This is a genomic window from Massilia sp. Masssp93 (genome assembly GCF_059491295.1).
Genome location: NZ_CP168502.1, coordinates 847,834 through 872,477 on the forward strand (window position 1 = coordinate 847,834; position 24,644 = coordinate 872,477).

A 24,644-nucleotide genomic window follows, 5' to 3' on the forward strand; every position below is an offset into this window, starting at 1 on the left:
GCGCCGGACCGAGCCGCTGTTCGGCTCAGTGTTGAATCATGCCGCCTGCCAGGCTCACGCGGTCGCCGGTGCGGAAGTCCGGCGTCGTCTGCTGCGTCACGACCTGGGTGCTGCCGTCGTCCATGCGCAAGGTGACGCGATAGACGCGGTCGGCGGAGCTGCCGGTGGCGCCGCCCGCGCTGCTGCCCATCGCCGCGCTCGCGCTGCTCTCGCCTTCCATGGCGGCACCGCTCGAACTGGGGACGACTTCGATGGCGGCGACGGTGGCGTTCGGGCTCATCGGCGGCGCGGTGGCGCCCTGGCCCTGCGTCATGGCGCCGGCGCTGTCATAGCCGGTCGAGCTGCCCGCCGTGCCGGACGCTCCGGAAGTGCCCGAGCTGCCGGTGTCGCCGCTGCTGCCCGACATGCCGCTGCTGCCCGATGTGCCGCTGCTGCCCGATGTGCCGGTGGCCGTGCCGCTGCTGCCGGTCTCGCCGCTGGTGCCGCTGGTGCCGCTGCTGCCCATGCCACCGCCGCGCCAGGAACTGCACGCGGACAGCCCGACTGCGAGCGCCAGCAAGCCCGCCAGGAAGACGCTCTGGTGTTTTTGCTTCATGATCAACTCCTTCTGATGGGATAGTGTCAGGTTAGATGAGTGACGATGCCGCGTGCCACTTTGGTAAGAGGCCTGTTCGGTATCGGCGTTCAAGCTGCCTCCAGTTGAGCATGAGCCACGTCAAAGCCGTGGCGAATAGCGGCGGGTGACGCGGCCTCAGCGTTGGGCGTCGACGGGGGCGCGCGACGCCAGCAGGGCCAGCACGCTGCCGACGACGATGGCGGCGCCGACGTCGACGGCCCAGTCGCGGACGTCAGCGCCGCGATACGGGAAGAAGCTTTGCACGAACTCGTCGCCGGCACCCATCACGGCGACCGCCAGCACGGCCTTGCAGGCGCGGGCGAGCGCGCCGCCGCGGCTGCCGACGAACCACAGCGAGGCCAGCGCGGCATAGGCGATCGAGTGCAGGACCGGTCCCGGCGCGTAGGCACCGATGTCGGCCCGGGCGCCGGGGATGTTGCCTGTCGTAATGATCGTCAGGTACATCAGTACGGCGCCCGCAAGGCACAGCAGGCGCCGGTGCGGATGTTGCAGGAACGTGGATAAATACGATGTCATGGCAAGGTGAGGCTGAAAAGCGCTCACCTTACCATGCTCGTTGTGCGCTTGCACAAACGCGCGCGGGCCTCAGATCGTCAGGGCCGGCGCGCCGTTCGGATAGTGAGCGTCGAAGCAGCTGGCGCAGTCGGCGCAGAATAAATGGGCCATGCGCACCGCCGACTGGCGCAGGACCAGTTTCAGGTGGCCGCTCTGGCATTTGGGACAGATCTCTCGGACAGTGCCGAAAGTCAGTACGTGAAGAGGTTGCCCTTCATCGTCGAGGTGGTCGATCACCATGCGCGGGTTCAGCTCGCTGAGAACCAGACAGTCTTCCGGTTCCGCGTGATGGCGGCGCGATGGATGGGGTTGCTCTTGGGGTGGCGACATCGTCTCAGGTACAGGTAAAGTCATTGGACCGGCTCCATGTTGGATTGTCTTGTCCCCACGCGACATGTAAAAAATCGCGAGGCGCGAGATTCATCATAGCGGAATCTGAAGATGGTTCAAGCACAACAGCACGCAATTGTGCGGTGCGTGGCAGACGCGACAATAAGAATACGGAACAAAAAAAATGCCCGCCAACGGAGGACGGGCACAACCCAAGATCGGGCCAAGAGACGCAGAATTCGGTGCGGTGTGCCGCTAGCAGCACACCTTCTGCGATCACGCATATCGGTTGCGTGTATGCAGATGAACCCAGTATAGGGAGAAAATGTGACTTGACCATGACGCTCATCAAAGATGCGTGCCTTTGGTCCCGAACGTTTGCGGATGGGATTGGTCCGCATGAGAACGATAAAAAAAAAGCCCGCTGATTGAGCGGGCTTCAAACTATTTTCTTGGAGGAGAATAGTGGAGACAGGTGCCATTATGCTGCGCTGCGGCATGCGCGTCCAATGATGAATTCGGATACCGGTTATTACCTGGCGTAATAATGGCCGAGCTCGCTTCGCGTCAGTCCTTGACCGGCACCGTGTAATTCAGCGCCATGCGGCCGCCATCCGCATACAGCGTCTGGCCCGTGATGTACGACGCGTCGTCGCTGGCGAGGAAGGCGGCGATGCCGGCGATCTCTTCCGGTTCGCCGCAACGGCCCAGCGGCGTGCGCGACAGGATCGTGTGGCGCGCTTCGGGGCTTCCCAGAACGGCCTGCTTCGCCAGCTCCGTCAGGATCGTGCCCGGGCCGATACCGTTGACGCGGATGCCGTGCTGGGCCAGGCCGATCGACGCCACGCGCGTGAGCTGGTTGACGCCGCCCTTCGACACGACGTACGGAATCTGGTTCGGAATCGCCAGCTCCGCATTGACACTCGACATATTGATGATGCAGCCGCTCTGGCGCTTGACCATCTCGCGGGCCACGGCCTGGCTGCACAGGAACATCGATTTCAGATTGATGCGCAGTACGCGGTCGAAATCGTCCTCGGCCAGGTCGAGGAAATCGGCGGCATGGGTCACGCCGGCGTTGTTGACGAGGATGTCGACGCGGCCGAAGGCGGCCAGCGTGGCGGCCACCATCGCATCGACTTCGGCCTTCACGCTCACGTCCGCCCGGAAGAAGCGGGCAGCGTCGCCCAGCGCGGCGGCGGCGGATGCGCCTTCGGGACGGAGATCGACGAGCATCACGCGCGCGCCCTCGCGCACGAGGCGTTCGGCGCACGCATGGCCGATGCCCTGGCTGGCGCCGGTGACGATGGCGACTTTCTGGCTGAGTTTCATGGATATCCTCGTTGCTGCAATGAAAAGGCCGCCATTGTAGCGGCCTGCCGCGCCGCGCGTCAGAGCATCACGGGCCGGTCGGGCAATTCGTTCGGGCGTGCGCCGCCGGACGGGAAATGGTTGCGCAGCAGCTGGTTCACCTGGGCGATCGCGGCCAGTGTCGCCGCGCGGAATTCGCCGCGGGAAAAGCCGCGTGTCATCGTGTCGCACACGCCCTGCCAGGTGGCGGCGGGTATCCTGCGGTCGATGCCCCGGTCGGCAATGATATCGACCTTGCGGTCGGCCAGGTTCACGTAGATCAATACGCCGCAATTGTCCTCGGTGTCCCAGATGCCGTAGTCGGCGAACAGGGCGATGGCGCGCTGGCGGTTCGTCACGCCGGCCCAGGCCAGCGCCAGCGGCAACCCCTTTTCGACGATCAGGCGCACTTCGCCCCGGTGCGTCTGCTCGCCGGCCGTGATGGCTTCCGTGATCGCGGCGAGGGCATCGGGCGGAAACGCGCGCTCCGCTTCGTTGCGGGTGCTGAACAGGTGGCGCAGGGCGCGCCGCAGGCGGCTCGGCTCGTCCATCACCAGTCTCCCGAGGCGCCGCCGCCGTCGAAGCTGCCGCCGCCGCCGGAGAACCCGCCGCCGCCGCCGTCCGAAAAGCCGCCGGAAAAGCCGCCGCCCCCGCCGCGCCAGCGGTCGTCGTCATGATGGTGGGTGGCATTGGCCAGTATGTTGCCGAGAATGAAGCCGGTCGTGCCGCTGTCCCAGCCGGCGCCATAGCGGCCCGGTTGCGCCAGCCGTGTGCGGCGCGGGCGGAACACCGCGCGCAGGACCACGACGCCGACGAGGATCAGGAAGAGGCTGACGACGACGTTGGGGCCGTCGTCCTCATGTTGTTGCGCCGGCGTTTGCGCCGGCGGCGCCGGGAATTTTTCCTGGTCGAGCAGGGTGGCGATGGCGCCCACGCCCGCGACGAGGCCGCCGTACCAGTCGTTCTGGCGGAAGTGCGGCGCGATCGTGTCTTCCAGGATGCGTTTCGATTGCGCGTCCGTGAGGACGCCCTGCACGCCGCGCCCCGCCTCGATGCGCAGGCGGCGCAGCGCCTTGGGATTGTCCTTCGCGACCAGCAGCAGCACGCCGTCGTCGACGCCCTTGCGCCCCAGTTTCCAGGCGTCCGTCACGCGGATGCCGTATTGCTCGATGGCTTCCGGCTCGGTCGACGCCACGAGCAGCACGGCGATCTGGCTACCCGTCTTCGCCTCGTAGTCGGCCAGCACGCTTTCCAGTTGCCGGCGCTGGTCCGGCGTCAGCATGCCGATCTCGTCGGTGACGCGCGCACGCAGCGGCGGCACCGGTTTGAACTGGCCTTGCGCGCAGGCGTTACAAGCCAGCAGCAGGGTCAGCATCCAGGCCCAGAGCAAGCGCGGCAGGGCGTTCATGGGATGGCCTTATTTGCCGAAGTTGACGGTCGGCGCCGTCGAAATGGATTTCTCGTTCTCGACCGTGAACGAGGGCTTGGCCTGGTAGCCGAACATCATCGCGGTCAGGTTGGTCGGGAAGCTGCGGACCGTCACATTGTAGTCCTGCACCGCCGCGATATAGCGTTGGCGCGCCACCGTGATGCGGTTTTCCGTGCCTTCCAGCTGCGACTGCAGGTCGCGGAAGCTGGCGTCGGCCTTCAGTTGCGGATAGTTCTCCGACACGGCCATCAGGCGCGACAGCGCGTTCGACAACTCGCCCTGCACCTGCTGGAATTTCTGGAAGGCTTCCGGATTATTCAGCACTTCCGGCGTGATCTGGAAGCTGGTCGCGGCCGCGCGCGCGCGCGTGACGGCTTCCAGCGTATCCTTTTCGTGCGTCGCGTAGCCCTTGACCGTGTTCACCAGGTTGGGAATCAGGTCGGCGCGGCGCTGGTACTGGTTGACGACCTCGGACCAGGCGGCCTTGGTGGCCTCGTCCTTGGCCTGGAACTGGTTGTAGCCGCAGCCCGACAGCAGGGTGGCGGCCAGGACGGCGGCCAGCAGCATGCCGGCCCAGCGCGTGAACAAGGAAGGTTTCATCTGGCGATCCGTAACAAGTTGTCGAATGGCCAAAATATACCTGAAATGACATTGTATTGGCGAGACGAGCGGGGCGGAGCGCTACAATAGCGGGTTTGCAATCAGATCAGAGAGGCCGCCATGAACTTCATCGATAAACTGGACGCCGCCTGGCGCCGCAACGATTCCCTGCTGTGCGTGGGACTCGACCCGGACACGGCCCGCTTCCCCGCGCACCTGCAAGACCGCCCGGACGGCATCGTGGAGTTCTGCAAGGCCATCATCGACGCCACCGCCGACCTCGCCTGCGCGTTCAAGCCGCAGATCGCCTACTTCGCCGCCCTCGGCGCGGAAGACCAGCTGGAAGCCATCTGCCGCTACCTGCGCGAGCGCTACCCGCACATCCCGCTGATCCTGGACGCCAAGCGCGGCGACATCGGCGCCACCGCGCACCAGTACGCGCGCGAAGCGTTCGACCGTTACGGCGCCGACGCCGTCACCGTCAATCCGTACATGGGGTTCGATTCCGTCGAGCCGTACATGGCGTGGCCGGACCGCGGCGTGATCGTCCTGTGCCGCACGTCGAACGCGGGCGGCTCCGACCTGCAGTTCCTGGACGTGGGCGGCCAGCCGCTGTACCAGCACGTGGCGCGCCTCGTGGCCGAAAAATGGAACAAGAACGGCCAGTGCGCGCTCGTCGTCGGCGCCACGTTCCCGGAAGAACTGGCGCAGGTGCGCGCCATCGTCGGCGACATGCCGCTGCTCGTGCCGGGCGTCGGTGCCCAGGGCGGCGACGTCGAGGCGACCGTCAAGTCGGGCCGCACGGCCGCCGGCGCGGGCATGATGATCAATTCCTCGCGCGCCATCCTGTACGCGCAGCCGCAGGGCGGTGAAGACTTCGCCGCGGCCGCGCGCCGCGTGGCGCTCGAGACGCGCGACGCCATCAACCGCTACCGCGGCTGAGCCGCTTTACGTCCGCCCATCGCGCTGCCGGGCGATGCCGAGGTAGCGCATCCCGACCGCCAGCGCCGCGAAGCCCGATGCGGCGGCGACGCCCAGCGCCCAGCGCGGGCCCGCGTGGTCGGCCACCCAGCCGACGATCGGCGCGCCGACCGGCGTCGTGCCCAGGGCGATGCCGAGCCGCACGGCCATCACGCGGCCGCGCATCGCGGGTTCGGTGGACAGCTGGATCAGGCTGTTCGAGGTATTGGTGAAGGTGAGGGCGGCCACGCCCGTCAGCGCCAGCGCGGCGGCGAACCACGGATAGCCCGGCGACACCGCGGCGAGCAGGCAGCCCACGCCGAACACCCCGGCCCCGATCACCAGCGCGCCGAAGTGCGTGCGCTCGCGGCCGGCGGCGAGCAGCGCGCCGATGACGCTCCCGACGGCCATCGTCGACGACAGCAGGCTGTAGCCGCGCGCATCGGTATGGAACACGGAGACGGCCATGGTGCCGATGAAGATCGGGAAATTCAGGCCGAACGTGGCGATCAGGAACAGCATGGCGAGGATCGCCATCAGGTCCGGCCGCTTCCACACATAGCGCAGGCCGTCGAGCATCCCGCGCCCGCCCGCGCTCCCGCGCGCGCGCGGGTGCGCGTGCAGCTCGCTCTTGCGCAGCCATGCCAGCGAACCCAGCACCGCGACATACGACAGCCCGTTGATCAGGAACGCCCATCCGGTGCCGACGCCGGCGATCAACAGGCCGGCGACCGCGGGCCCGACCATTCGGGCGGCGTTGAACGACGTCGAATTCAATGCGACAGCGTTCGGCAGGTCGGCGTCGCCGACGAGCTGCGCCACGAAGGTCTGGCGCACCGGCGCGTCGAAGGCCGATGCGCAGCCGAACAGGAAGGCGAACACGTAGACCTGCCACAGTTGCACGATGCCGGCGATCGTCAACAGGCCCAGCGCGAGCGCGAGCACGCCCATGGCCGCCTGGGTGACCATCATCAGCTTGCGCTGGTCGACGTGGTCGGCGACCCAGCCGGTCCACGGCAGCAGCAATAATTGCGGGCCGAACTGCAGCGCCATGACGGTGCCCACGGCCGAGGCGTTGTGGTGCGTGAGCTGGGTGAGGACGAGCCAGTCCTGGGCGGTGCGCTGCATCCAAGTGCCGACGTTGGAGACCAGGCAGCCGGCGGCCCACAGGCGGTAGTTGAAGTTATTTAACGAACGGAATGCGCGGGCCATCGGGATTGTCGTGGGGTGGGCGGTCCTCGCCCACGCGGTGATACGCGACGGTCGATCCGTCGAAAACGCGGCTCATCCGTGCAAACGCCGGTTGTACGCGTGGGCACGGGGTGCCCACCCTACGTAACGCGGCGCAGGCGTCAATCAATAACGAACGGAATGCGCGGGCCATCGGGATTGTCGTAGGGTGGGCGGTCCTCCGCCCACGCGGTGATACGCGACGGCCGATCCGTCGAAAACGCGGCTCATCCGTGCAAACGCCGGTTGTACGCGTGGGCACGGGGTGCCCATCGTAACGCGGCGCGAGCGCGAATCAATACCGGCTCGGGGCGATCATCTCCGCGTAATCATACAGCGCGCCCAGGATTTCCTCAGCCCGCTCGTCCGCCGTCTCGGACAGCGCGTCGATCTCAGCGAACAATTGCTCGACCGTGCGCGCCCCGCCGGCGCCGTCGAACAGGCGCGCGGCGCGGTGTTCTTCCCACGCCTGCTGCTCGTCGTCGCCCAGGGTGTGCGGGAAGTTGCGGGCGCGGTAGCGGAACAGCAGGTGCGCCAGGCGCTCGTCCTCGAACGACGGGCGCAGCGTCGCCAGCTTGGGCGCCGCCTCGGTCCGCAGCGATTCCAGCCGGCGCCGGTCGCCGGTCGAGACGAAGCCGCCGTACAGGTCTTCGTCGACGTCGACGGCGGCCGCGCCGGTCTCGCGCTGGTACACCTTCTGCCAGACCGCCGCCATGTCCGGCCCGCCCGCGGCAATGCGCGCGTGCGCCAGGCATTGGTCGACGTCCAGTTCCCAGCGCGCCGCCAACTGCGTGCTCAGCGTTTTCAGGTTGCTGACCAGCATCGGCGACTTGTTCAGGTGCACGCTCTTGATGGGCAGCCGGGTCATCCCCTCGGGCATCTCGGCGGCGCGGGTGAACAGGCGCTGGCGGATCGTGTCGACGTTCAGGTGGAACAGTTCGGACGGGTCGTGGCGGCAGTCCCACACGAGGACTTCGTTCTTGTTGGTCGGGTGCGTGGCCAGCGGCCAGACCATCGCGAGGCAGCCGCGCTCGGCCGGGAACATGCCGGAAACGTGCAGGAAAGGCTGGCGCAGCGCGCGGTCGAGGTGCAGACCCATCTGCTCGGCGACCTTGTCCTTGCGGCGCAGTTCGAGGCAGAAGTCGAACAGCTTCGGTTGCTTGCTGCGCAGCAGGCGCGCCAGCGCGATGGTGGCGCGCACGTCGGACAGGGCGTCGTGCGCGGCGTCGTGCGCGAGGCCGTTGTCGCGCGTGAGGTGTTCGAGCCTGAAGCTGGGGCGGCCGTCGTCGTGGCGCGGCCACGTGATGCCGTCCGGACGGAGCGCATAAGCCATGCGGACGACGTCGAGCATGTCCCAGCGGCCGCAACCGTTCTGCCATTCGCGCGCATACGGGTCCATCAGGTTACGCCACAGCAGGAAGCGCGTGACTTCGTCGTCGAAGCGGATCGTGTTGTAGCCGACGCCGATCGTGCCCGGCTCGGAGAACGCCGCGCAGATGCGGGCCGCGAATTCGTGCTCGGGCACGCCGTGTTCGAGGCAGTGCTGCGGCGTGATGCCGGTGATCAGGCAGGCCTGCGGATCGGGCAGGTAGTCCGGCGCAGGCTGGCAGTACAGCATGATCGGCTCGCCGATTTCGTTGAGGTCGGCGTCGGTGCGGATCGCGGCGAACTGCGCGGGACGATCGCGTCGCGGTTCCGCGCCGAAGGTCTCGTAGTCATGCCAGAGGAACGTATGGGTGCTCATTGTGGTGCCGTGCGCGGCTGAGTTGCGACGCGCCATTCTAACTTGCATGAATCGCGCGGCCTAGCGTCGCCGCAATCCGGCCGGGGGAACCAAATGGACGTTCACGTGCCGATGCGGTCCCGTCCGGCTTCCTTGGCGCGGTACAAGGCGGCGTCGGCGGCTTCGATCAGGCCCCGTTCGTCCTGGCCGGGCAGCAGGGTGGCGACCCCGAACGAGCCGGTGACGTGGGGCAGCGGCAGGCGCATGTCGTCGAACACCACGGCCTCGCGCATGCGTGCGCACAGGCGTTCGGCGACCATCACGGCCCGCTGCTGCGGGGTGGCGGGCAGGATCGCCATCATCTCTTCGCCGCCGTAGCGCACGGCGAAATCGGTCGGACGCAGGCCGGCGCGGATCACGCCGGCCGCCGCGCACAGGGCGCTGTCGCCCGCGATGTGGCCGTGGGTGTCGTTGAAGCGCTTGAAGTGGTCCAGGTCGATCATCACGAGCGACAGCGGGCCGCTGTCCTGGCGCGCGCGGGCGACGAGCTTGGGCAGCGCGTCGTTCAGCCAGGCGCGGTTGTACAGGCCCGTGAGGCCGTCGTTGAACGACAGCTGGCGGTAGAACTCGCCGAGCTTCTGGCGCCGGCGCAGGCGCGCGTTCGTCGCGCGGATGCGGAACGACAGCAGCCGCAGCAGGTTGCGCGCCACGCCATTGTGGCCGTCAATCAATTGCCACACGCGTTCAGGTTCGATCACGAGGAGCTCGCTGTCTTCGAGCGCGACGATGGCGTCCAGGTTGGCGGCATCGTCCAGCACCGACTGCTCGCCCACGCTCTCGCCGGGCAGGATGCGGTCGATATTGCCTTCGCCCAGCGCCGCCTCCACGGCGAGGCTGCCCGCCAGCAGGATGTACAGGCGCGCCCGCAGGCCGTCCTCGAGCGCCTCGCCCTCCGGCAGCCGCACCAGCTTGCAATCCGCGAGCGCCTGCGCGACGGCGGGGCCGTCGGCGTCGCGAAAGAGCTGCAGGTCGCGGATGCTGTAGGAGGATGCACCGAAGGTGCCGGTTACGATCATGGATTTAAACTTCTGGGCGACAACTTATATTGACAACCTCGCATGATACCTGAACGAAACAGCAACGCCGATGCTTGGCGCCGATAAACAACAGTGTTTCAATGGCGGCATGACTACCGCTACCGATTCCATCCTGGCCGACGCGCTCGGCAAACTGCACGCGCCCGCGCCCGATGCGCGCATCGTCTGCCTCGTGCCCTCGATCACCGAACTGCTGTGCGACCTGGGCCTGGCCGGCAACGTGGTCGGCCGCACCGGCTTCTGCATCCATCCGCGCGACGTCGTCGCCGCCATTCCCAAGGTCGGCGGCACGAAGGACGTCAACATCGAGAAGATCCGCCGGCTGGCGCCCACGCACGTCGTCGTCAACATCGACGAGAACGAAAAGCCGACCGTCGACAGGCTGGCCGAATTCGTGCCGCACATCGTCGTCACGCATCCGAACGCGCCGCGCGACAACCTGCACCTGGCACGGTTGATGGGCGGGATCTTCGGTGCCGGCGATGCCGCCGCGCGCTGGTGCGCCGCCTTCGAGGCCGAGTACGCGGCGCTGCGCGCGTTGCCGCAACATCCCCCTCGCACGGTGTTGTACTGCATCTGGCAGGACCCGTGGATGACGGTGTCGAACGGGACGTATATCGCCGCGATGCTGGCCGAACTGGGCTGGCGCGTGCCGGACCTGGGCGCGGACCGCTATCCGCGCTTCGCGTGGTCGCAGGAACTCGTGGACGGGCTCGATGCCGTGCTGCTGTCGACCGAGCCCTACCGCTTCACGGAAGCGCATGCGGACGCGCTGGAAAAGCAGCTGGGGATTCCCGTGCTGCTGGTCGACGGCGAGATGATGTCGTGGTACGGCAGCCGGGCGCTGGCGGGGCTGCGCTATCTGCGGCAGGTCCGGGACATGGTCGAGGGCGCAGGCTGAACGGAGCGGCCCGGGTGCCGGGCCGCGGTCGCCGCGGGCGATCAGGAATCGCTGGTCAGGTCTTTGTCGGACTCGGCGTCGACGGGCAGCGGTTCGCGCTTGTTCTTGTCGTTCAGGCGGCCGATGGCGCTGTCCAGTGCACGCTTGAGCTTGGTGATGGCGCCCGAGATCGACAGTTGCAGGTTTTCCGCATGCGCATGCACGACGACGGGCGCATAGCCGGACACGAGCGCTTCCATCATGCAGTAATTGCTGCCGTCCTCGTGCTTTTCGCGGTTTTCGTTACTCAGGTGGACGTCGACGCGGCGCACGTGGTCGCCGAAACGGCTGATCGCTTCCTCGACCTGGGTGCGGACGCGTTCGTCGAGGCCCTGGTGGCGCTGGATCGTGTTATCGGTGTTGACATTAACTTCCATAAACTCCTCCAAAAGTGGTCATATTTGCATCGATGTTACACACTCCGGGAAAGACCCGGCGCGCCGCACGCGCGGCTCAGGCATTCACGAGGCTGGCCGCGATGTTGACCGAGAGGCCGAGGATCACGAGGTTGAAGAAGAACGCGAGCACGCAATGGCCCAGCACCAGCTTGCGCATGGCGCGCGTCTTGACCGTCACGTCCGACGTCTGGACGGCGACCGAGAGCGTGAAGGAGAAATACAGGAAATCCCAATAGTTCGGCTGCGTGTGCCGGTCCGGGAATTCCAGCGGCAGCGTGTGCTTGCTGGCCGTGTAGTACAGGTGCGCGTAGTGGAAACAGTACATGACGCCGACCAGCAGCCAGGAGCCGATCACGGTCAGCGCCGTGAACGCGTAGTGCAGGGCCGCCACGTGCTCGGATGCCTGCTTCATGTTCGCCAGTTCGGTCACGATGGCATAGACGCTCAGGATCGCGCCGACGATCACGGCGCCCAGCACCGCGCCGCCGCGTTCGTCCTGTCTTTCGGCGATGGCGCGCACCCGGCTGTGGTCGGCCCGGAACATCGTCCACGTCATCGTCAGCAGGTACGACCACACCCCGGTGTTCCAGCCGATCAGGGCGCGCCGCAGGCCGGAGTAGTGGCCCGGCGCCAGCAGCCCGACCGCCACGCCGAGCATGAGCGCGCCGAGCAGGTAGGGGCGGCTGCGGATGAAGCGCACCAGGAAGCCGGGTTGCTCCGGCGGGCGGGCATCGTGGGGGAAGGGCTTGTCCATCATCCGGCCTTGGCCTGTGCGGTGCGTTCCGCTTCGTGGTGCGGGAAGCGGTCCATGCGCGACAGCACTGGGAACAGCTTCATCCACGTGCCCGTGACGACGAGGGTGGCGACGCCGCCGAACACGATCGCGCGCACGAGGCCGAACCAGCTGGCCGTGAGGCCCGATTCGAATTCGCCCAGTTCGTTGGAGGCGCCGATGAACACGGCATTCACGGCGCTGACGCGGCCGCGGATCTCATCCGGCGTTTCGTACTGGACGAGCAGGTGGCGGATGTAGACGCTCACCATATCGCCCGCGCCCAGCAGGAACAGGGCGCCGAGGGCGACGTAGAAGCTGTGCGTGACGCCCATCGTCACGGTGGCCGCGCCGAACAGGGCGACGCCGCCGAACATCCAGGCGCCGACCCTGCGCGTGATGGGCCGGAACGCCAGCGCGATCGAGCACAGCGTGGCACCCGCGCCCGGCGCCGTGCGCAGCAGGCCGAGGCTCGTCGGGCCGGCCTGCAGCACGTCGTGGGCGTAGGCGGGCAGCAGGGCGGTGGCGCCGCCGAACAGCACGGCGAACAGGTCGAGCGAGATGGCGCCCAGCACGATCGGACGCGACCACACGAAGCGCAATCCCTCCAGCAGCGTGTGCCAGCTGACGGGCGCCTTGTTCCTGGCCTGCGGCGCGCTTCTGGTGCGGGCCATCAGCAGCACGGCCACGGCCAGGAGGGTGCTCGACACGGCGTAGACGACGTTCGGCCCGAACACGTACAACAGGCCGCCCAGCACCGGACCGACGATCACGGACACCTGGAACGTGGACGAGCTCAATGCCACGGCCTGCGAGAAATCCTGCGTGGGGACGAGGTTGCGCAGCACGGCCTGCGAGGCCGGCATCATGAAGGCGCGCGCGCTGCCGTACAGCACGAGCACGGCGTACACGGGCCAGACGGTCGTGCTGCCGGACAGCGTGAACGCGACGAGCAGCAGGCTGCACAGCAGCTGGGTGGCCATGCACAGCAGGACGATCTTGCGGCGGTTGTGCGTATCGGCCACGTGGCCGGCCCACAGGATGAGCAGCAGGAAGGGCGCGAACTGGGCCAGGCCGATGAGGCCGAGGGCGAACAGGCTGTGGGTGATCTGGTAGACCTGCCAGCCGACGGCCACGCTCTGCATCTGGATGGCGAGCGTGCCGAGGAAGCGCGACGACAGGTAGAACGCGACATTCGGATTGCGCAGGACGGCAAGACGGCCTGTCGGAGAAAGGACGGACATAGGTTGGGTGAGGGTACTGGCAGGAATGCAACCCTCATTGTGCCTGATGTCGCCGAACTGCGCTGTCAATACGTAGGGTGGGCACACCGTGCCCACGCGGACGCCGGCGAACCGCGAACGTGCGCGTGGGCGGGGGCCGCCCACCCTACGGTTGGTGTGCGTGCACCCGTGCCCACCATGGGGGCCGCGAAATTATTTTTTGACGAACCGGACCGCGAACTTGTCGTCCGGCGCGCCCTTCATCTCGAAGAACGGCTGCTCGCGCGGGTCGGACGGGGCGCGCAGGTAATCGCTGCGGGCGTCGACCTTGAAGCCGGCTTTCGTCACCTCGTCGACCAGCGTGTCCTCGTCGATGCGGTGCAGCGTCTTGGTGGCCGTCAGGCCGGCGCCCTTCTTGGCCGCATTGTCGACGATGACGAGGTGGCCGCCCGGCTTGAGCGCATCGTACAGGTGCTTGTTCATCGCGGCGCGGTCGGTCGGGGTGTTCACGATGTCGTGGTACGACATGTTGATCGTGATGAGATCCAGCGGCGGCGTGCCTTTCGGGACCGGATCGTTGTAGTCCGCCACGATCGCATGCAGGTTCGGCAGCGTGGCCTGGCCCACGCGCTGTTCCAGCTTCGGATTCGGCTTGCCATTCTGGGCCCAGACGGCGCCCTTGGTGCCGACGGCCGCCGTCAGCAGCGCCGCGGTGGCGCCGCCGCCCGACGCGACGTCGAGCACCTTCATGCCCGGTTTCACTTCGGCGAACGTCAGGAACTCGCCCGATTTGCGGTGCGCGTCGGCCTTGCGGTCGTCGTCGCTGCGGATCGGGCTGGCGAGGACGGATTGCCAGTTGGCGCCCGCCTGGTCGGCGGCGTGGGCGGGGAGGGCGCCCGTCAGCAGGGCGGCCGACAGGGCAAGCAGGACAGGGGCACGGCGGAGCGTCTTATGCATATGTTCGACCCTTTCTTGTTGGGAGCCGGCCGGACGTGGCCGGGGCAACCGCGACCTTACTCCAAATTCTTGTCGAGATATACAAGAATCGCATCTGCATGCGCCCCTGTCCGCGCGTCACGGCTGGGCCAGGTCGGCCTCCGTCGTGAAGGCGTCGGCGTAGAACTCGTCGTCCGGCAGGCCGCACCGGGCGACGTAGTCGCGCCGCGCCGAATCGACCATGATCGGCGCGCCGCATGCGTACACCTGGTGGTTGGACAGGTCGGGAATGTCCTGCATCACGGCCGCGTGGACGAAGCCGGTGCGGCCCGTCCAGCCGTCTTCCGGCAGGGCGTCCGAGATGACCGGCACGTAGGTGAAATGCGGCAGCTCGCGCGCCCATTGTTCGCACAGTTCGTGCATGTACAGGTCCTGCGGCCGGCGGCCGCCCCAGTACAGCGCGACGGGACGCTCCGACTTCAGGTGGATCATGTGCTCGACGAGGGCCTTGACGGGCGCGAAGCCGGTGCCGGACGCCAACAGCACGATCGGCTTGGCGGATTCCTCGCGCAGGAAGAAGGTGCCCAGCGGGCCTTCGAAGCGCAGGATGTCGCGCTCCTTCATCGCCCCGAACACGTGGTCCGTGAACAGTCCGCCCGGCAGGTGCCGGATGTGCAGTTCGATGGGGCCGCCCAGCGACGGTGCGCTGGCGATGCTGTAGGCGCGACGCTTGCCGTCCTTGAGCATGAATTCGACGTACTGGCCGGCGCGGTAGGCGAGGGCTTCGTTGGCCGGCAACTGCAGCGTGAGGATGACCACGTCCGGCGCGGCGCGGCGGATCGAGGTGACGCGGGTCGGCATCTTGCGCACCGGATACTCGCTGCTGCCGCCCACTTCACGCGCTTCGATCACCAGGTCGCCCTCGGGGACGGCGCAGCACATCAGCGCATAGCCCTGCAGTTTTTCCTGGTCGGACAGGGCGCGCGCCTGGTGCGGCTTGTGCTGGATCGTCCCTTCGACGACCTTGCCCTTGCAGGAACCGCAGGCGCCGTTCTTGCAGCCGTACGGCAGGCCGATGCCGGAACGGATCGCGGCCGCGAGCACGGTTTCGTCCCCCGCGCAGTCGTAGTGATGGCCGCTGGGCTGGACAGTGATCTGAAACGTCATACAATCCTCGGAATGAATACAAAAAACAATGTCAGGTTCAACAAGCCGCGCCTCCTGATCGTGGGCTGCGGCGATGTCGGCATGCGTCTGCTGCCGCTGGTGCGCGAGCGCTTTCGGGTGTTCGCCGTGACGAGCCAGCCGGCCCGTGCTGCCGCGTTGCGCGCGGCGGGCGCGGTCCCGGTCGTGGCCGACCTCGACCGGCCCGAGACGATGAAACGACTGGCCGGACTGGCGCAGCGGGTCGTGCATCTTGCGCCGCCTCAGCAGGACGGTGCGCTCGATTTGCGCACGCGCAATTTGACCGCCATTCTACCCGAGGGCGCGCGGGTGGTTTATGTCAGCACCACGGGCGTCTACGGCGACCGCGGCGGCGCGGCGACGCCCGAGACGACGCCGGTGGCCCCGCGCAACGCCCGCGCCCGCCGCCGCGTGGACGCCGAACGCGTAATGCGTGCCTGGGCCGTGGCCGGCGGGGGCAAGGTGGCGATCCTGCGCGCGCCCGGCATTTACGCGGCCGACCGCCTGCCCATCGAACGGCTGCAGCGCGGCACGCCGGCGCTGGCGCCGGTCGACGACGTGTACACGAACCACATCCACGCCGACGACCTGGCGCGCCTGTGCGCGCTGGCGCTGTTCCGCGCGCGGCCGGGGCGGGTGTACAACGCGTCCGACGATTCGCGCCTGAAGATGGGCGACTATTTCGACGTCGTGGCCGACGCCTTCGGCCTCGCGCGGCCGCCGCGGCTGGCCCGGACCGAGCTGGAGAAGGCCGTGTCGCCGATGCTGCTGTCGTTCATGTCGGAATCGCGCCGGCTGGACAATCGCCGGATCGGGACGGAGCTGCGCGCCCGCCTGCTGCATCCGCGCGTCGAAGCGGCCGTCGCCGCGCTGGCCCGGGCGTCGAAATAAGGGCGGCTTAAGCATTTCGCAACTGATCCATGTATCATTTGGGTTCGCCGTAGAGCGACCATACAAATAATCTATATTTCCCAAAACTGGCTGATTTTCCATTACCCGCCTCGGGTCGTGGAGAATTTCCCATGGATGTCACTAGCGAAGGACCATCAATGCCCATCCGACGGATACCCGAGGGCGCCGAGTATGACCCGAACCGGGTGCTCGATGCCATCATCAACAAACTTAAGCTCAAGAACGACGCCGCGCTGTCGCGCGTGCTGGAAGTGGCGCCGCCCGTGATCAGCAAGATCCGCCACAACACCCTGCCGATCGGCGCCACCATCCTGCTGCGCATGCACGAAGTGTCCGACTACAGCATCCGCGAGCTGCGCGCGCTGATGGTGCGGATGGAGGGCGTGACCGGCGCGGCCTGAGCCGCAAACAAAAAAGATCCGTCCCGGGGTACGGGGCGGATCAGGCTGGCGCCGCCTGCGTGGGAGCGGCCGCGCCAGAAGGGCTGTGGGACGTGGTGGCGTCCTCGGACCTCAGGCGGCGGCCGCGCTACGCGGACCGGCGCACCATGCGGTGGCGGCGCCGATGACGCTGCCGCCACGTTTCGCCCGCACGTCGATGCGCGGACCGGCGCACCAGGCGGTGGCGGTGCTGACGGCGCCGTCGGCACGCTTGGCCTGTGCGTCGATGCGCGGGCCGGCACACCATGCGGTGCCGGCGTCGATGGCACGCTTGGCTTGTGCCTCGAGACGCGGACCGGCACACCATGCGGTGGCGGCGCTGACGGCGCCTTCGGCGCGCGGACCGGCACACCATGCGGTGGCGGCGTCGATGGCACGCTTGGCTTGTGCCTCGATACGCGGACCGGCACACCATGCGGTGGCGGCGCTGACGGCGCGTTCGGCGCGCGGGCCGGCACACCATGCGGTGGCGGCGTCGATGGCACGCTTGGCTTGTGCCTCGATACGCGGACCGGCACACCATGCGGTGGCGGCGTTGACGGCGCCTTCGGCGCGCGGGCCGGCACACCATGCGGTGGCGGCGCTGACGGCGCCTTCGGCGCGCGGACCGGCACACCATGCGGTGGCGGCGCTGACGGCGCCTTCGGCACGCGGGCCGGCGCACCATGCGGTGGCGGCGTTGATGGCGCCTTCGACACGCGGGCCGGCACACCAGGCGGCCTCGTTGCCGGCGCCGTCCTGGGACACCGGCGATGCTGCGGCTGCGGCGCCCGGATAGGCTTCGCCGAACGTGGCTTCATACAGTTCGCGCATACGGTCGCCGCTGTCGAGACGGAACTGTTCATCGTCTTCGCCACGCATGCCGACGTACGGATAGTGGTGCAGGAAATAGCCGAAGGCCTGCTCGCAGTCGGCGGCGTATTTCATCGTGTCGAGGATGTGGTAGTGCCAGAACGTGTCGACGTCGACCAGCGGCGCTGTGTCTTCTTCCGGATACATCTTCATCAAGCACAGGAAACGGCGATATTCTTTTTCCACGGCATTGGCCTTCTCCAGGCTCCAGCCTTCGCCTGATGCCACGTGCATCAGCTTCATCTTGATCGGTTCCAGGTCGAGTTGCATCACAGCATTGATCAGGTCATTGGTGTTCATGGTCATCCTCATTAGTAATTGTTGAGTACTACTATCCCTAGTTATGGTTTTAAGCGGTGAATCGACTGCCTACGAACAATATTTCCACGAAGCATATGATGACATCGGGCAACACACTGTCGAATTTACGGACGTGTCTTACACGTGCTCAATGTAGTTGAGGCAATTCACCTAGTTATTGATATTTGTCAAAGAAACAACATTCGTTGCTCAATCGGCTATGCAGAGCTTATTGAGCAAAGTAGGCACATCAGGAAGAATATCCTGCGAGCATGACAGAAAAATGAGGAGGGTGGCGCTAGATGACAGCCGAGCCCGATCCATGCGCGAGCGGGTCGCGTATGGCAATCTCGGGTCCGCCGATGACGGGCGCCGATACGGTCACGGTCGTGCCGCCGTCCGGTTCGCTGAACACGGCGCAGGTGCCGCCGAGGATCACGATGCGCTCCTCGATGCCGACCAGCCCGAACGAACCGTATTTGTTGCGTCCGCCCGGCGGCAGGCCGCAGCCGTTGTCGCGCACCGTCAGCGACAGCCAGCCGCCGTTCAGGCGCAGCTCCACCTTCACGCGCGTCGCGTTGGCATGGCGGACGATGTTCGTGAGGGATTCCTGCAGGATGCGGAAAAAGGCCGTCGCGCAGTGGTCGGGCAGGGCGATCTCGCCGTGCTCATCGTGGATGTCGCACTGGATGCCGGTGCGGCGCTGGAACTGGTTGACCTGCCACTCGACGGCCGCCGACAGGCCGAGGTCGAGCACGGTCGGGCGCAGGTCGTTGATGATCTGGCGCACGCTCTTGATCGTCGTGTCGATCTGCACCAGCGTGGCGCGGGCGCGCTTGTGCAGGTGGCTGTGCGTGCCCTTCGTGCGTCCAGCCAGCAGTTCGGCCTCGATGCGCAGCGCCAGCAGGCTCTGGCCGAGGTCGTCGTGGATCTCGCGCGCGATGCGCTTGCGTTCCATTTCCTTGATCTGGTACGCGTGGTCGGCGAGGCGCCTGAGCTTCTGGTGCGACAGTTGCAGCTTGCTCTGGCTCTCGCGCAGTTCGCTCGTCATTTCCTGGGCGAGGGCGAGGGCCGCGCGGCGCGACGACGTCAGGATGTGCAGCAGGGCGTACAGCATGACCGAGCCGAGGAAGCCGAACGCCATCATCAGCTTCGGGTAATAGCCGTCGAATTCCGTGTAGAGCGAGGCTTTCGGGACGCTGTAGGTCGTCTTCCACAGGCGGCCGTTGAAATCGAGCGGCAGGGTCGTCTTGAACACGTCGTCGCTTTTGGCGAGCGGCGGTGTCGGGTTGTCCGGGGTGCCGTGGCTGTCGAACAGGGTGAGCAGTTTGTTCGAGGCATCCCGGCCCTGCGCGTCCATGCCCGGTCCCACGTCGAACAGGGTCATGCGCAAGCCGGAAATCGGGACTTCGTCCATCACACCGTGTAACAGTTTGCGGACGCTGAATGCGATGCCGAGGGAGCCGGTATAGGCGGCGCGCCGTTGTTCCACGGTATCGAGTCCGGCACCGAAACGATAGATGGGCATGCGCATGCCCAAATAGATATTGTTCGGATGGGAGAGAACCTGGATCGGCGTGCCCGCCGAAAAAATCGTGCCGCGGTCGCGCTCTTCGATCAGTTGCGTTCCGAAATAGCGGTTGGCCATCAGGTCGAGGCCATAGTATCGGCTGCCCGGCGGAGCGGGTTCGACGAAGGCCACGACGAGGTAGGATGACCGGATGCCCGGCGGCGTGATGTCCAGCTGGACGGGCTTGCCGAAAATGCGCGATACGCTCGTGCGCAGGTCGTCGACGAAAGTGTCACGCTCGCCCTGGGGCACGTAGACCGCGAAATTGATGTAGTCGACAGCCGGGAAATTACGGGACAAATCGAGCCCGTGTACGAATTCGTTGAAGTTCTGGTGGGTCAGGACGTTGGTGCTCTGGATCATGCTGCCCGTGGAGCGCAGCAAGTCTGTGTACGATTTCACCCGAACGTTGATCACGCTTTGCGCGTGCTTGGCATGGCTGACGAAGCGGGCCTCGGCATCGCTCTCGATCGAACGTGCCGTGACCACGTACAGCAGGCCGCCGACAAGTGAGGACAGCAAGGTGCCGGCCCAGAACGATAACCGGGTGACCGAAAATGCGTCTCTCAGTGTCGTTGCCATGAAAATCCCATTTCCAGACCTTTCCGGCGCGCGCCGGTCATGCAATGTTAATTATTTGCAACTTACGCGCGTTAGATATTTTGCGAACCTAGCAGTTCAAAGAGTTGTCGTTACGGCCGAACAAAAGAAATGACCCGTCCGGTGACACGGGACGGGTCGGCTGGCGAGGACGGGGTGCCGCATGTGGCACCCCGTGGCGAGCGTCAGGCCGTCAAGCGTGCATCCGTCTTGACGCGGGGGCTGGCGCAATAAGCCGTTTCGGCACGCGGACTGGCGCAGTAAGCGGTTTCGGCACGCGGACTGGCGCAGTAAGCGGTTTCGGCACGCGGACTGGCGCAATAAGCGGTAGCGGCCACCGCGCCGTCGCCTTGGCGGGCCTGCGCCTTGACGCGCGGGCTGGCGCAATAGGCCGCCTCGATGCGCGGGCTGGCGCAGTAGGCCGTTTCGGCACGCGGGCTGGCGCAATAAGCGGTAGCGGCCACCGCACCGTCGCCTTGGCGGGCCTGCGCCTTGACGCGCGGGCTGGCGCAATAGGCCGCTTCGATGCGCGGGCTGGCGCAGTAGGCCGTTCCGGCACGCGGGCTCGCGCAATAAGCGGTAGCGGCCACCGTTCCGTCGCCTTGGCGGGCCTGCGCGTTGACGCGTGGGCTTGCGCAATAGGCTGCGTTGACGCGCGGGCTGGCGCAGTAGGCTGCGTCGATGCGCGGGCTTGCGCAGTAGGCTGCGTCGATGCGCGGGCTTGCGCAGTAGGCGGCAGCGCCGGTTTTGCTGTCGAGGGGCACGGCATTCGTTGCCGGTACGGCCAGCGCGCCCGGATAGGCTTCGCCGAAGGTGGCTTCGTACAGTTCGCGCATGCGGTCGCCGCTGTCGAGACGGAACTGTTCATCGTCGTCGCCACGCATGCCGACGTACGGATAGTGGTGCAGGAAATAGCCGAAGGCCTGCTCGCAGTCGGCGGCGTATTTCATCGTGTCGAGGATGTGGTAGTGCCAGAACGTGTCGACGTCGACCAGCGGCGCGGTGTCTTCTTCCGGATACATCTTCATCAAGCACAGGAAACGGCGATATTCTTTTTCCACGGCATTGGCCTTCTCCAGGCTCCAGCCTTCGCCTGATGCCACGTGCATCAGCTTCATCTTGATCGGTTCCAGGTCGAGTTGCATCACAGCATTGATCAGGTCATTGGTGTTCATGGTCATCCTCATTAGTAATTGTTGAGTACTACTATCCCTAGTTATGGTTTTAAGCGGTGAATCGACTGCCTACGAACAATATTTCCACGAAGCATATGATGACATCGGGCAACACACTGTCGAATTTACGGACGTGTCTTACACGTGCTCAATGTAGTTGAGGCAATTCACCTAGTTATTGATATTTGTCAAAGAAACAACATTTGTTGCTTAAGTGGATACGCAAACGCTAACGGATAGGGTAGGCGTATCCGGAAAGGATAGCCGATAGCAATGAATGCCGAGGGAAAAGGTTAGATGAGGGAGGAGCCGGCGCCGTGCTCGAGCGCGTCGCGAACCGGGTGTTCCAGTTGTCCGGCGACGGGCGCCGATACGGTCACGGTCGTGCCGCCGTCCGGTTCGCTGAAGACGGCGCAGGTGCCGCCGAGGATCACGATGCGCTCCTCGATGCCGACCAGCCCGAACGAACCGTATTTGTTGCGTCCGCCCGGCGGCAGGCCGCAGCCGTTGTCGCGCACCGTAAGCGACAGCCAGCCACCGTTCAGGCGCAGCTCCACCTTCACGCGCGTCGCGTTGGCATGGCGGACGATGTTCGTGAGCGATTCCTGCAGGATGCGGAAGAAGGCCGTCGCGCAGTGGTCGGGCAGGGCGATCTCGCCGTGCTCGTCCTGGATGTCGCACTGGATGCCCGTGCGGCGCTGGAACTGGTTGACCTGCCACTCGACGGCCGCCGACAGGCCCAGGTCGAGCACGGTCGGGCGCAGGTCGTTGATGATCTGGCGCACGCTCTTGATCGTCGTGTCGATCTGCACCAGCGTGGCGCGGGCGCGCTCGTGCAGGTGGTTGTGCGTGCCTTTCGTGCGCCCGGCCAGCAGTTCGGTCTCGATGCGCAGCGCGAGCAGGCTCTGGCCGAGATCGTCGTGGATCTCGCGCGCGATGCGCTTGCGTTCCATTTCCTTGATCTGGTACGCGTGATCGGCCAGGCGCCTGAGCTTCTGGTGCGACAGTTGCAGCTTGCTCTGGCTCTCGCGCAGTTCGCTCGTCATTTCCTGGGCGAGCGCGAGGGCGGCGCGGCGCGACGACGTCAGCGTGTGCAGCAGGGCATACAGCAGTACCGAGCTGAAGAAGCCGAATGCCATCATCAGTTTCGGATAATAGGCGTCGAATTCCGTGTACAGCGCGGTCTTGGGCGCGCTGAACGTCGTTTTCCACAGGCGGCCATTGAAATCCAATGGAAGCGTCGCGGAAAACATGTTCTCGTCGCCGGCCAGAGGCGGCGTCGGGTCCTGGCTGCTGCCATGGTTGTCGAACAGCGTACGCGGCAGCCCGGCCGTTTCCTGGCCGTGGACGTCCAGGCCCGGACCGATGTCGTACAGCGTCATGCGCAGCCCTGAGATCGGGATCTCGTCCATCACGCCATGCAGGAGTTTCGGGACGCTGAAGGCAATGCCCAGCGACCCGACGTAGGCGGCGCGGCGCTCTTCCACCGTGTTCGCAGGCGCGCCGAAGTAATAGATCGGCATGCGCATGCCCAGGTGGTTATCGTTGGGCCTGGACAGGGCGAGGATGGGCGTGCCGGAGGCATAGAGCGTCGCCCGGTCGCGGGATTCGTCCAGTTGCCTGCTGAAATAACGGTTGGCGGACAGGTCGATGCCGTAGTGGCCGGGGCTGGACTGGTCGGGTTCGATGTACGAGACGATCAGGTAGGACGGACGCCGGCCCGGCGGTGCGATATCCAGCGGCGCCGGCGTAGTCATGTAGCGCTGCATCTCTTCACGCAGGTCGCTGACGAAGGCATCGCGCTGCGCGTCGGTCACGTAGACCGCAAAATTGATGGAGTCGACCGCGGGGAAGTTCCTGGCCAGATTCAGTCCGCTCACGTATTCGTGGAACTTGCGGTGGCTCAGGACGTCGGTGCTATGAATCATGCTGCCGGTAGCCCGCAGCAGATCGGTATAGGACTTGACCCGCACCCCGATCACGCTCTGTGCGTATTTCGCATGGCTGATGAAGCGCTCGTAGGCATTGCTCTCGATCGAGCGCTGGGTCATCACGTATGACAGGCTGCCGACCAGCGACGACAGCAGCACTCCGGTCCAGAACGAGAACCGGGTGACCGAAAACGCGTCTCTCAGAACCGTCGGCATAGGATTTTCAAAGGTGTGACGCGGGCTCGCGCCGGCAAGTTGCTTTATCGCTTTGCAACTTACCTGTGTCGCATGCATGGTGAACCTAGCAGCTCGAACAGTTGCTGATGAGTCAGAATTGCTGTGATGGAAAAGCACCCTGCAAGCAACGACTTGCAGGGTGAAGTCGGCCAACTTGCCGTATATTCCCAGACGTTGGCTGCTTGATATAGATCAAGCGGAAACGCCCATACTGTTGTGTTGTCCCATCATGCGAGCCGGCCGCGCAGCTTGCCGTCCGGGCCGGCACAATAGGCTGTGGCGCCGGCGCTCAGGCGTTTGCCGTCGGGGCCGGCGCAGTAGGCGGTGGCGCCGGTGCTCAGGCGTTTGCTGTCGGGACCGGCACAATAGGCGGTGGCGCCGGTGCCCAGGCGTTTATTGTCGGGACCGGCGCAGTAGGCGATCGCCGCGCTGCGGATGGGGTTCAGCAGGTTGCGCAGCTTGCCGTCCGGACCGGCGCAGTAAGCGGTGGCCTGGCCGAGGACATCGCTGTGGCCGCCGAGGCGCTTGTTGTCCGGTCCGGCGCAATAGGCGATGGCCGCGCGGTCGATCCGCGATTGGCTGTCGGGCCCGGCGCAGTAGGCGGTGGCGACGGCGGCATTGCGCCGGCCGTCCGCCTGCAGGCTGTCCGGCCCGGCACAATACGCCGTGCGCGCCTCGCCGCCGCTCTCGGCCGCCGTGGCCGGATAGGCTTCGCCGAACGTGGCTTCGTACAGTTCGCGCATGCGCTCGCCGCTGTCCAGGCGGAACTGCTCATCGTCGTCGCCACGCATGCCGACGTACGGATAGTGGTGCAGGAAATAGCCGAAGGCCTGCTCGCAGTCGGCGGCATATTTCATCGTGTCGAGGATGTGGTAGTGCCAGAACGTGTCGACGTCGACCAGCGGCGCGGTATCTTCTTCCGGATACATCTTCATCAGGCACAGGAAGCGGCGATATTCTTTTTCCACGGCATTGGCCTTCTCCAGGCTCCAGCCTTCGCCCGATGCCGCGTGCATCAGCTTCATCTTGATCGGTTCCAGGTCGAGTTGCATCACGGCGTTGATCAGGTCGTTGGTGTTCATGGTCGTCCTCGTCTTGTTGGTTGGGTACTGCTATCCCTGGTGATGGTTGTCCGTTAAATCGATTGCCGGAAACAGTATTTCCTTGATGCGTGTAATGACATCGCGCACCACGCTGTCGAATTCGCGGACGTGTCTTGCACTTGCTCAATGTAGTTGAGACAATTTGCCTAGTTATTGATA

The 24,644-nt window shown here is 65.8% G+C and carries 24 protein-coding genes; 4 read left to right on the forward strand and 20 right to left on the reverse strand.

What is annotated here, in order from left to right; genetic code table 11:
* Window positions 1–25 precede the first annotated feature (25 nt).
* From ACEN9Q_RS03670 to ACEN9Q_RS03700, 7 genes are all read right to left on the reverse strand, one after another.
* Window positions 26–595 carry a hypothetical protein gene (locus ACEN9Q_RS03670; protein WP_495627409.1) on the reverse strand — a complete coding sequence of 190 codons (570 nt, stop codon included), beginning with the start codon at window positions 593–595 and terminating at the stop codon, window positions 26–28.
* A gap of 156 nt (window positions 596–751) precedes the next feature.
* Complete coding sequence (locus ACEN9Q_RS03675; RefSeq protein ID WP_056439593.1) at window positions 752–1,153, reverse strand: VanZ family protein; 402 nt, start codon at window positions 1,151–1,153, stop codon at window positions 752–754.
* A gap of 69 nt (window positions 1,154–1,222) precedes the next feature.
* Complete coding sequence (locus ACEN9Q_RS03680; protein WP_082547835.1) at window positions 1,223–1,546, reverse strand: hypothetical protein; 324 nt, start codon at window positions 1,544–1,546, stop codon at window positions 1,223–1,225.
* Between the two features lie 543 nt (window positions 1,547–2,089).
* The gene (locus ACEN9Q_RS03685; RefSeq protein WP_495627410.1) at window positions 2,090–2,854 is read right to left on the reverse strand and encodes an SDR family NAD(P)-dependent oxidoreductase; all 765 of its coding nucleotides are present in this window, start codon (window positions 2,852–2,854) and stop codon (window positions 2,090–2,092) included.
* Window positions 2,855–2,913: 59 nt separating this feature from the next.
* A complete protein-coding gene (locus tag ACEN9Q_RS03690) occupies window positions 2,914–3,423 on the reverse strand; it encodes a TPM domain-containing protein (RefSeq protein ID WP_495627411.1) in 510 nt (169 codons plus the stop codon).
* Window positions 3,423–4,280, reverse strand: coding sequence for a TPM domain-containing protein (locus ACEN9Q_RS03695; RefSeq protein ID WP_495627412.1), 858 nt, complete (start codon window positions 4,278–4,280; stop codon window positions 3,423–3,425). The genes ACEN9Q_RS03690 and ACEN9Q_RS03695 overlap by 1 nt, the downstream gene beginning before the upstream one ends.
* A 9-nt stretch (window positions 4,281–4,289) precedes the next feature.
* Window positions 4,290–4,868: a LemA family protein gene (locus ACEN9Q_RS03700; RefSeq protein WP_157201798.1), complete on the reverse strand. Its 579-nt coding sequence runs from the start codon at window positions 4,866–4,868 to the stop codon at window positions 4,290–4,292.
* Between the two features lie 153 nt (window positions 4,869–5,021).
* Between ACEN9Q_RS03700 and pyrF the strand changes: the two genes are divergently transcribed.
* Window positions 5,022–5,843: an orotidine-5'-phosphate decarboxylase gene (gene pyrF, locus ACEN9Q_RS03705; RefSeq protein WP_495627413.1), complete on the forward strand. Its 822-nt coding sequence runs from the start codon at window positions 5,022–5,024 to the stop codon at window positions 5,841–5,843.
* A 6-nt stretch (window positions 5,844–5,849) separates the two neighbouring features.
* Here the strand turns inward: pyrF and ACEN9Q_RS03710 are convergent, their stop codons facing one another.
* The 3 genes from ACEN9Q_RS03710 to ACEN9Q_RS03720 form a co-directional block, all read right to left on the reverse strand.
* The gene (locus tag ACEN9Q_RS03710; protein WP_495627414.1) at window positions 5,850–7,073 is read right to left on the reverse strand and encodes an MFS transporter; all 1,224 of its coding nucleotides are present in this window, start codon (window positions 7,071–7,073) and stop codon (window positions 5,850–5,852) included.
* A gap of 313 nt (window positions 7,074–7,386) precedes the next feature.
* Window positions 7,387–8,835 carry an exodeoxyribonuclease I gene (gene sbcB, locus ACEN9Q_RS03715; RefSeq protein WP_495627415.1) on the reverse strand — a complete coding sequence of 483 codons (1,449 nt, stop codon included), beginning with the start codon at window positions 8,833–8,835 and terminating at the stop codon, window positions 7,387–7,389.
* A 101-nt stretch (window positions 8,836–8,936) separates the two neighbouring features.
* The gene (locus ACEN9Q_RS03720; protein WP_495627416.1) at window positions 8,937–9,890 is read right to left on the reverse strand and encodes a GGDEF domain-containing protein; all 954 of its coding nucleotides are present in this window, start codon (window positions 9,888–9,890) and stop codon (window positions 8,937–8,939) included.
* A 109-nt stretch (window positions 9,891–9,999) separates the two neighbouring features.
* On the opposite strand from ACEN9Q_RS03720, the gene ACEN9Q_RS03725 reads away from it, so the two are divergent.
* The gene (locus ACEN9Q_RS03725; protein ID WP_495627417.1) at window positions 10,000–10,812 is read left to right on the forward strand and encodes a helical backbone metal receptor; all 813 of its coding nucleotides are present in this window, start codon (window positions 10,000–10,002) and stop codon (window positions 10,810–10,812) included.
* A 41-nt stretch (window positions 10,813–10,853) separates the two neighbouring features.
* Here ACEN9Q_RS03725 and ACEN9Q_RS03730 read toward each other — a convergent pair whose 3' ends face one another.
* The 5 genes from ACEN9Q_RS03730 to ACEN9Q_RS03750 form a co-directional block, all read right to left on the reverse strand.
* Window positions 10,854–11,228 (reverse strand): HPF/RaiA family ribosome-associated protein, encoded by a 375-nt coding sequence (locus tag ACEN9Q_RS03730; RefSeq protein ID WP_056439623.1) that lies wholly within the window; start codon window positions 11,226–11,228, stop codon window positions 10,854–10,856.
* Window positions 11,229–11,304: 76 nt separating this feature from the next.
* Window positions 11,305–12,006 carry a DUF1345 domain-containing protein gene (locus tag ACEN9Q_RS03735; protein ID WP_495627418.1) on the reverse strand — a complete coding sequence of 234 codons (702 nt, stop codon included), beginning with the start codon at window positions 12,004–12,006 and terminating at the stop codon, window positions 11,305–11,307.
* Window positions 12,003–13,265 carry an MFS transporter gene (locus ACEN9Q_RS03740; RefSeq protein WP_495627419.1) on the reverse strand — a complete coding sequence of 421 codons (1,263 nt, stop codon included), beginning with the start codon at window positions 13,263–13,265 and terminating at the stop codon, window positions 12,003–12,005. Before ACEN9Q_RS03740 ends, ACEN9Q_RS03735 begins: the two co-directional genes overlap by 4 nt.
* A gap of 192 nt (window positions 13,266–13,457) precedes the next feature.
* Window positions 13,458–14,201 (reverse strand): class I SAM-dependent methyltransferase, encoded by a 744-nt coding sequence (locus ACEN9Q_RS03745; RefSeq protein WP_495627420.1) that lies wholly within the window; start codon window positions 14,199–14,201, stop codon window positions 13,458–13,460.
* Between the two features lie 117 nt (window positions 14,202–14,318).
* Window positions 14,319–15,347: a CDP-6-deoxy-delta-3,4-glucoseen reductase gene (locus ACEN9Q_RS03750; protein WP_495627421.1), complete on the reverse strand. Its 1,029-nt coding sequence runs from the start codon at window positions 15,345–15,347 to the stop codon at window positions 14,319–14,321.
* Between the two features lie 12 nt (window positions 15,348–15,359).
* On the opposite strand from ACEN9Q_RS03750, the gene ACEN9Q_RS03755 reads away from it, so the two are divergent.
* Window positions 15,360–16,256 (forward strand): NAD-dependent epimerase/dehydratase family protein, encoded by an 897-nt coding sequence (locus tag ACEN9Q_RS03755; RefSeq protein WP_495627422.1) that lies wholly within the window; start codon window positions 15,360–15,362, stop codon window positions 16,254–16,256.
* 158 nt (window positions 16,257–16,414) lie between these two features.
* On the forward strand, window positions 16,415–16,678 hold the full coding sequence (locus ACEN9Q_RS03760; RefSeq protein ID WP_056439644.1) for a hypothetical protein: 264 nt from the start codon (window positions 16,415–16,417) through the stop codon (window positions 16,676–16,678).
* A 111-nt stretch (window positions 16,679–16,789) separates the two neighbouring features.
* Here ACEN9Q_RS03760 and ACEN9Q_RS03765 read toward each other — a convergent pair whose 3' ends face one another.
* From ACEN9Q_RS03765 to ACEN9Q_RS03785, 5 genes are all read right to left on the reverse strand, one after another.
* Entirely contained in the window at window positions 16,790–17,869 is a 1,080-nt protein-coding gene (locus ACEN9Q_RS03765; RefSeq protein ID WP_495627423.1) for a glycine-rich domain-containing protein, read from the reverse strand.
* Between the two features lie 298 nt (window positions 17,870–18,167).
* The gene (locus ACEN9Q_RS03770) at window positions 18,168–20,021 is read right to left on the reverse strand and encodes a sensor histidine kinase (protein ID WP_495627424.1); all 1,854 of its coding nucleotides are present in this window, start codon (window positions 20,019–20,021) and stop codon (window positions 18,168–18,170) included.
* A 203-nt stretch (window positions 20,022–20,224) separates the two neighbouring features.
* Window positions 20,225–21,214 carry a glycine-rich domain-containing protein gene (locus tag ACEN9Q_RS03775; protein WP_495627425.1) on the reverse strand — a complete coding sequence of 330 codons (990 nt, stop codon included), beginning with the start codon at window positions 21,212–21,214 and terminating at the stop codon, window positions 20,225–20,227.
* Window positions 21,215–21,507: 293 nt separating this feature from the next.
* Entirely contained in the window at window positions 21,508–23,361 is a 1,854-nt protein-coding gene (locus ACEN9Q_RS03780; RefSeq protein ID WP_495627426.1) for a sensor histidine kinase, read from the reverse strand.
* 248 nt (window positions 23,362–23,609) lie between these two features.
* Complete coding sequence (locus ACEN9Q_RS03785; RefSeq protein WP_495627427.1) at window positions 23,610–24,464, reverse strand: glycine-rich domain-containing protein; 855 nt, start codon at window positions 24,462–24,464, stop codon at window positions 23,610–23,612.
* Between the last annotated feature and the right edge of the window lie 180 nt (window positions 24,465–24,644).

Bases quoted from the DNA above. Each gene is read 5' to 3' on its own strand.
- ACEN9Q_RS03680 (WP_082547835.1), bottom strand. From the start codon at position 1,546: ATGACTTTACCTGTACCTGAGACGATGTCGCCACCCCAAGAGCAACCC.
- ACEN9Q_RS03785 (WP_495627427.1), bottom strand. From the start codon at position 24,464: ATGAACACCAACGACCTGATCAACGCCGTGATGCAACTCGACCTGGAA.
- ACEN9Q_RS03745 (WP_495627420.1), bottom strand. From the start codon at position 14,201: ATGCATAAGACGCTCCGCCGTGCCCCTGTCCTGCTTGCCCTGTCGGCC.
- ACEN9Q_RS03735 (WP_495627418.1), bottom strand. From the start codon at position 12,006: ATGATGGACAAGCCCTTCCCCCACGATGCCCGCCCGCCGGAGCAACCC.
- ACEN9Q_RS03670 (WP_495627409.1), bottom strand. From the start codon at position 595: ATGAAGCAAAAACACCAGAGCGTCTTCCTGGCGGGCTTGCTGGCGCTC.
- ACEN9Q_RS03700 (WP_157201798.1), bottom strand. From the start codon at position 4,868: ATGCTGCTGGCCGCCGTCCTGGCCGCCACCCTGCTGTCGGGCTGCGGC.
- ACEN9Q_RS03780 (WP_495627426.1), bottom strand. From the start codon at position 23,361: ATGCCGACGGTTCTGAGAGACGCGTTTTCGGTCACCCGGTTCTCGTTC.
- ACEN9Q_RS03740 (WP_495627419.1), bottom strand. From the start codon at position 13,265: ATGTCCGTCCTTTCTCCGACAGGCCGTCTTGCCGTCCTGCGCAATCCG.
- ACEN9Q_RS03770 (WP_495627424.1), bottom strand. From the start codon at position 20,021: ATGGCAACGACACTGAGAGACGCATTTTCGGTCACCCGGTTATCGTTC.
- ACEN9Q_RS03760 (WP_056439644.1), top strand. From the start codon at position 16,415: ATGCCCATCCGACGGATACCCGAGGGCGCCGAGTATGACCCGAACCGG.
- ACEN9Q_RS03690 (WP_495627411.1), bottom strand. From the start codon at position 3,423: ATGGACGAGCCGAGCCGCCTGCGGCGCGCCCTGCGCCACCTGTTCAGC.
- ACEN9Q_RS03710 (WP_495627414.1), bottom strand. From the start codon at position 7,073: ATGGCCCGCGCATTCCGTTCGTTAAATAACTTCAACTACCGCCTGTGG.
- ACEN9Q_RS03685 (WP_495627410.1), bottom strand. From the start codon at position 2,854: ATGAAACTCAGCCAGAAAGTCGCCATCGTCACCGGCGCCAGCCAGGGC.
- ACEN9Q_RS03755 (WP_495627422.1), top strand. From the start codon at position 15,360: ATGAATACAAAAAACAATGTCAGGTTCAACAAGCCGCGCCTCCTGATC.
- ACEN9Q_RS03730 (WP_056439623.1), bottom strand. From the start codon at position 11,228: ATGGAAGTTAATGTCAACACCGATAACACGATCCAGCGCCACCAGGGC.
- ACEN9Q_RS03720 (WP_495627416.1), bottom strand. From the start codon at position 9,890: ATGATCGTAACCGGCACCTTCGGTGCATCCTCCTACAGCATCCGCGAC.
- pyrF (WP_495627413.1), top strand. From the start codon at position 5,022: ATGAACTTCATCGATAAACTGGACGCCGCCTGGCGCCGCAACGATTCC.
- ACEN9Q_RS03695 (WP_495627412.1), bottom strand. From the start codon at position 4,280: ATGAACGCCCTGCCGCGCTTGCTCTGGGCCTGGATGCTGACCCTGCTG.
- ACEN9Q_RS03765 (WP_495627423.1), bottom strand. From the start codon at position 17,869: ATGAACACCAATGACCTGATCAATGCTGTGATGCAACTCGACCTGGAA.
- ACEN9Q_RS03775 (WP_495627425.1), bottom strand. From the start codon at position 21,214: ATGAACACCAATGACCTGATCAATGCTGTGATGCAACTCGACCTGGAA.
- ACEN9Q_RS03675 (WP_056439593.1), bottom strand. From the start codon at position 1,153: ATGACATCGTATTTATCCACGTTCCTGCAACATCCGCACCGGCGCCTG.
- ACEN9Q_RS03750 (WP_495627421.1), bottom strand. From the start codon at position 15,347: ATGACGTTTCAGATCACTGTCCAGCCCAGCGGCCATCACTACGACTGC.
- ACEN9Q_RS03725 (WP_495627417.1), top strand. From the start codon at position 10,000: ATGACTACCGCTACCGATTCCATCCTGGCCGACGCGCTCGGCAAACTG.
- sbcB (WP_495627415.1), bottom strand. From the start codon at position 8,835: ATGAGCACCCATACGTTCCTCTGGCATGACTACGAGACCTTCGGCGCG.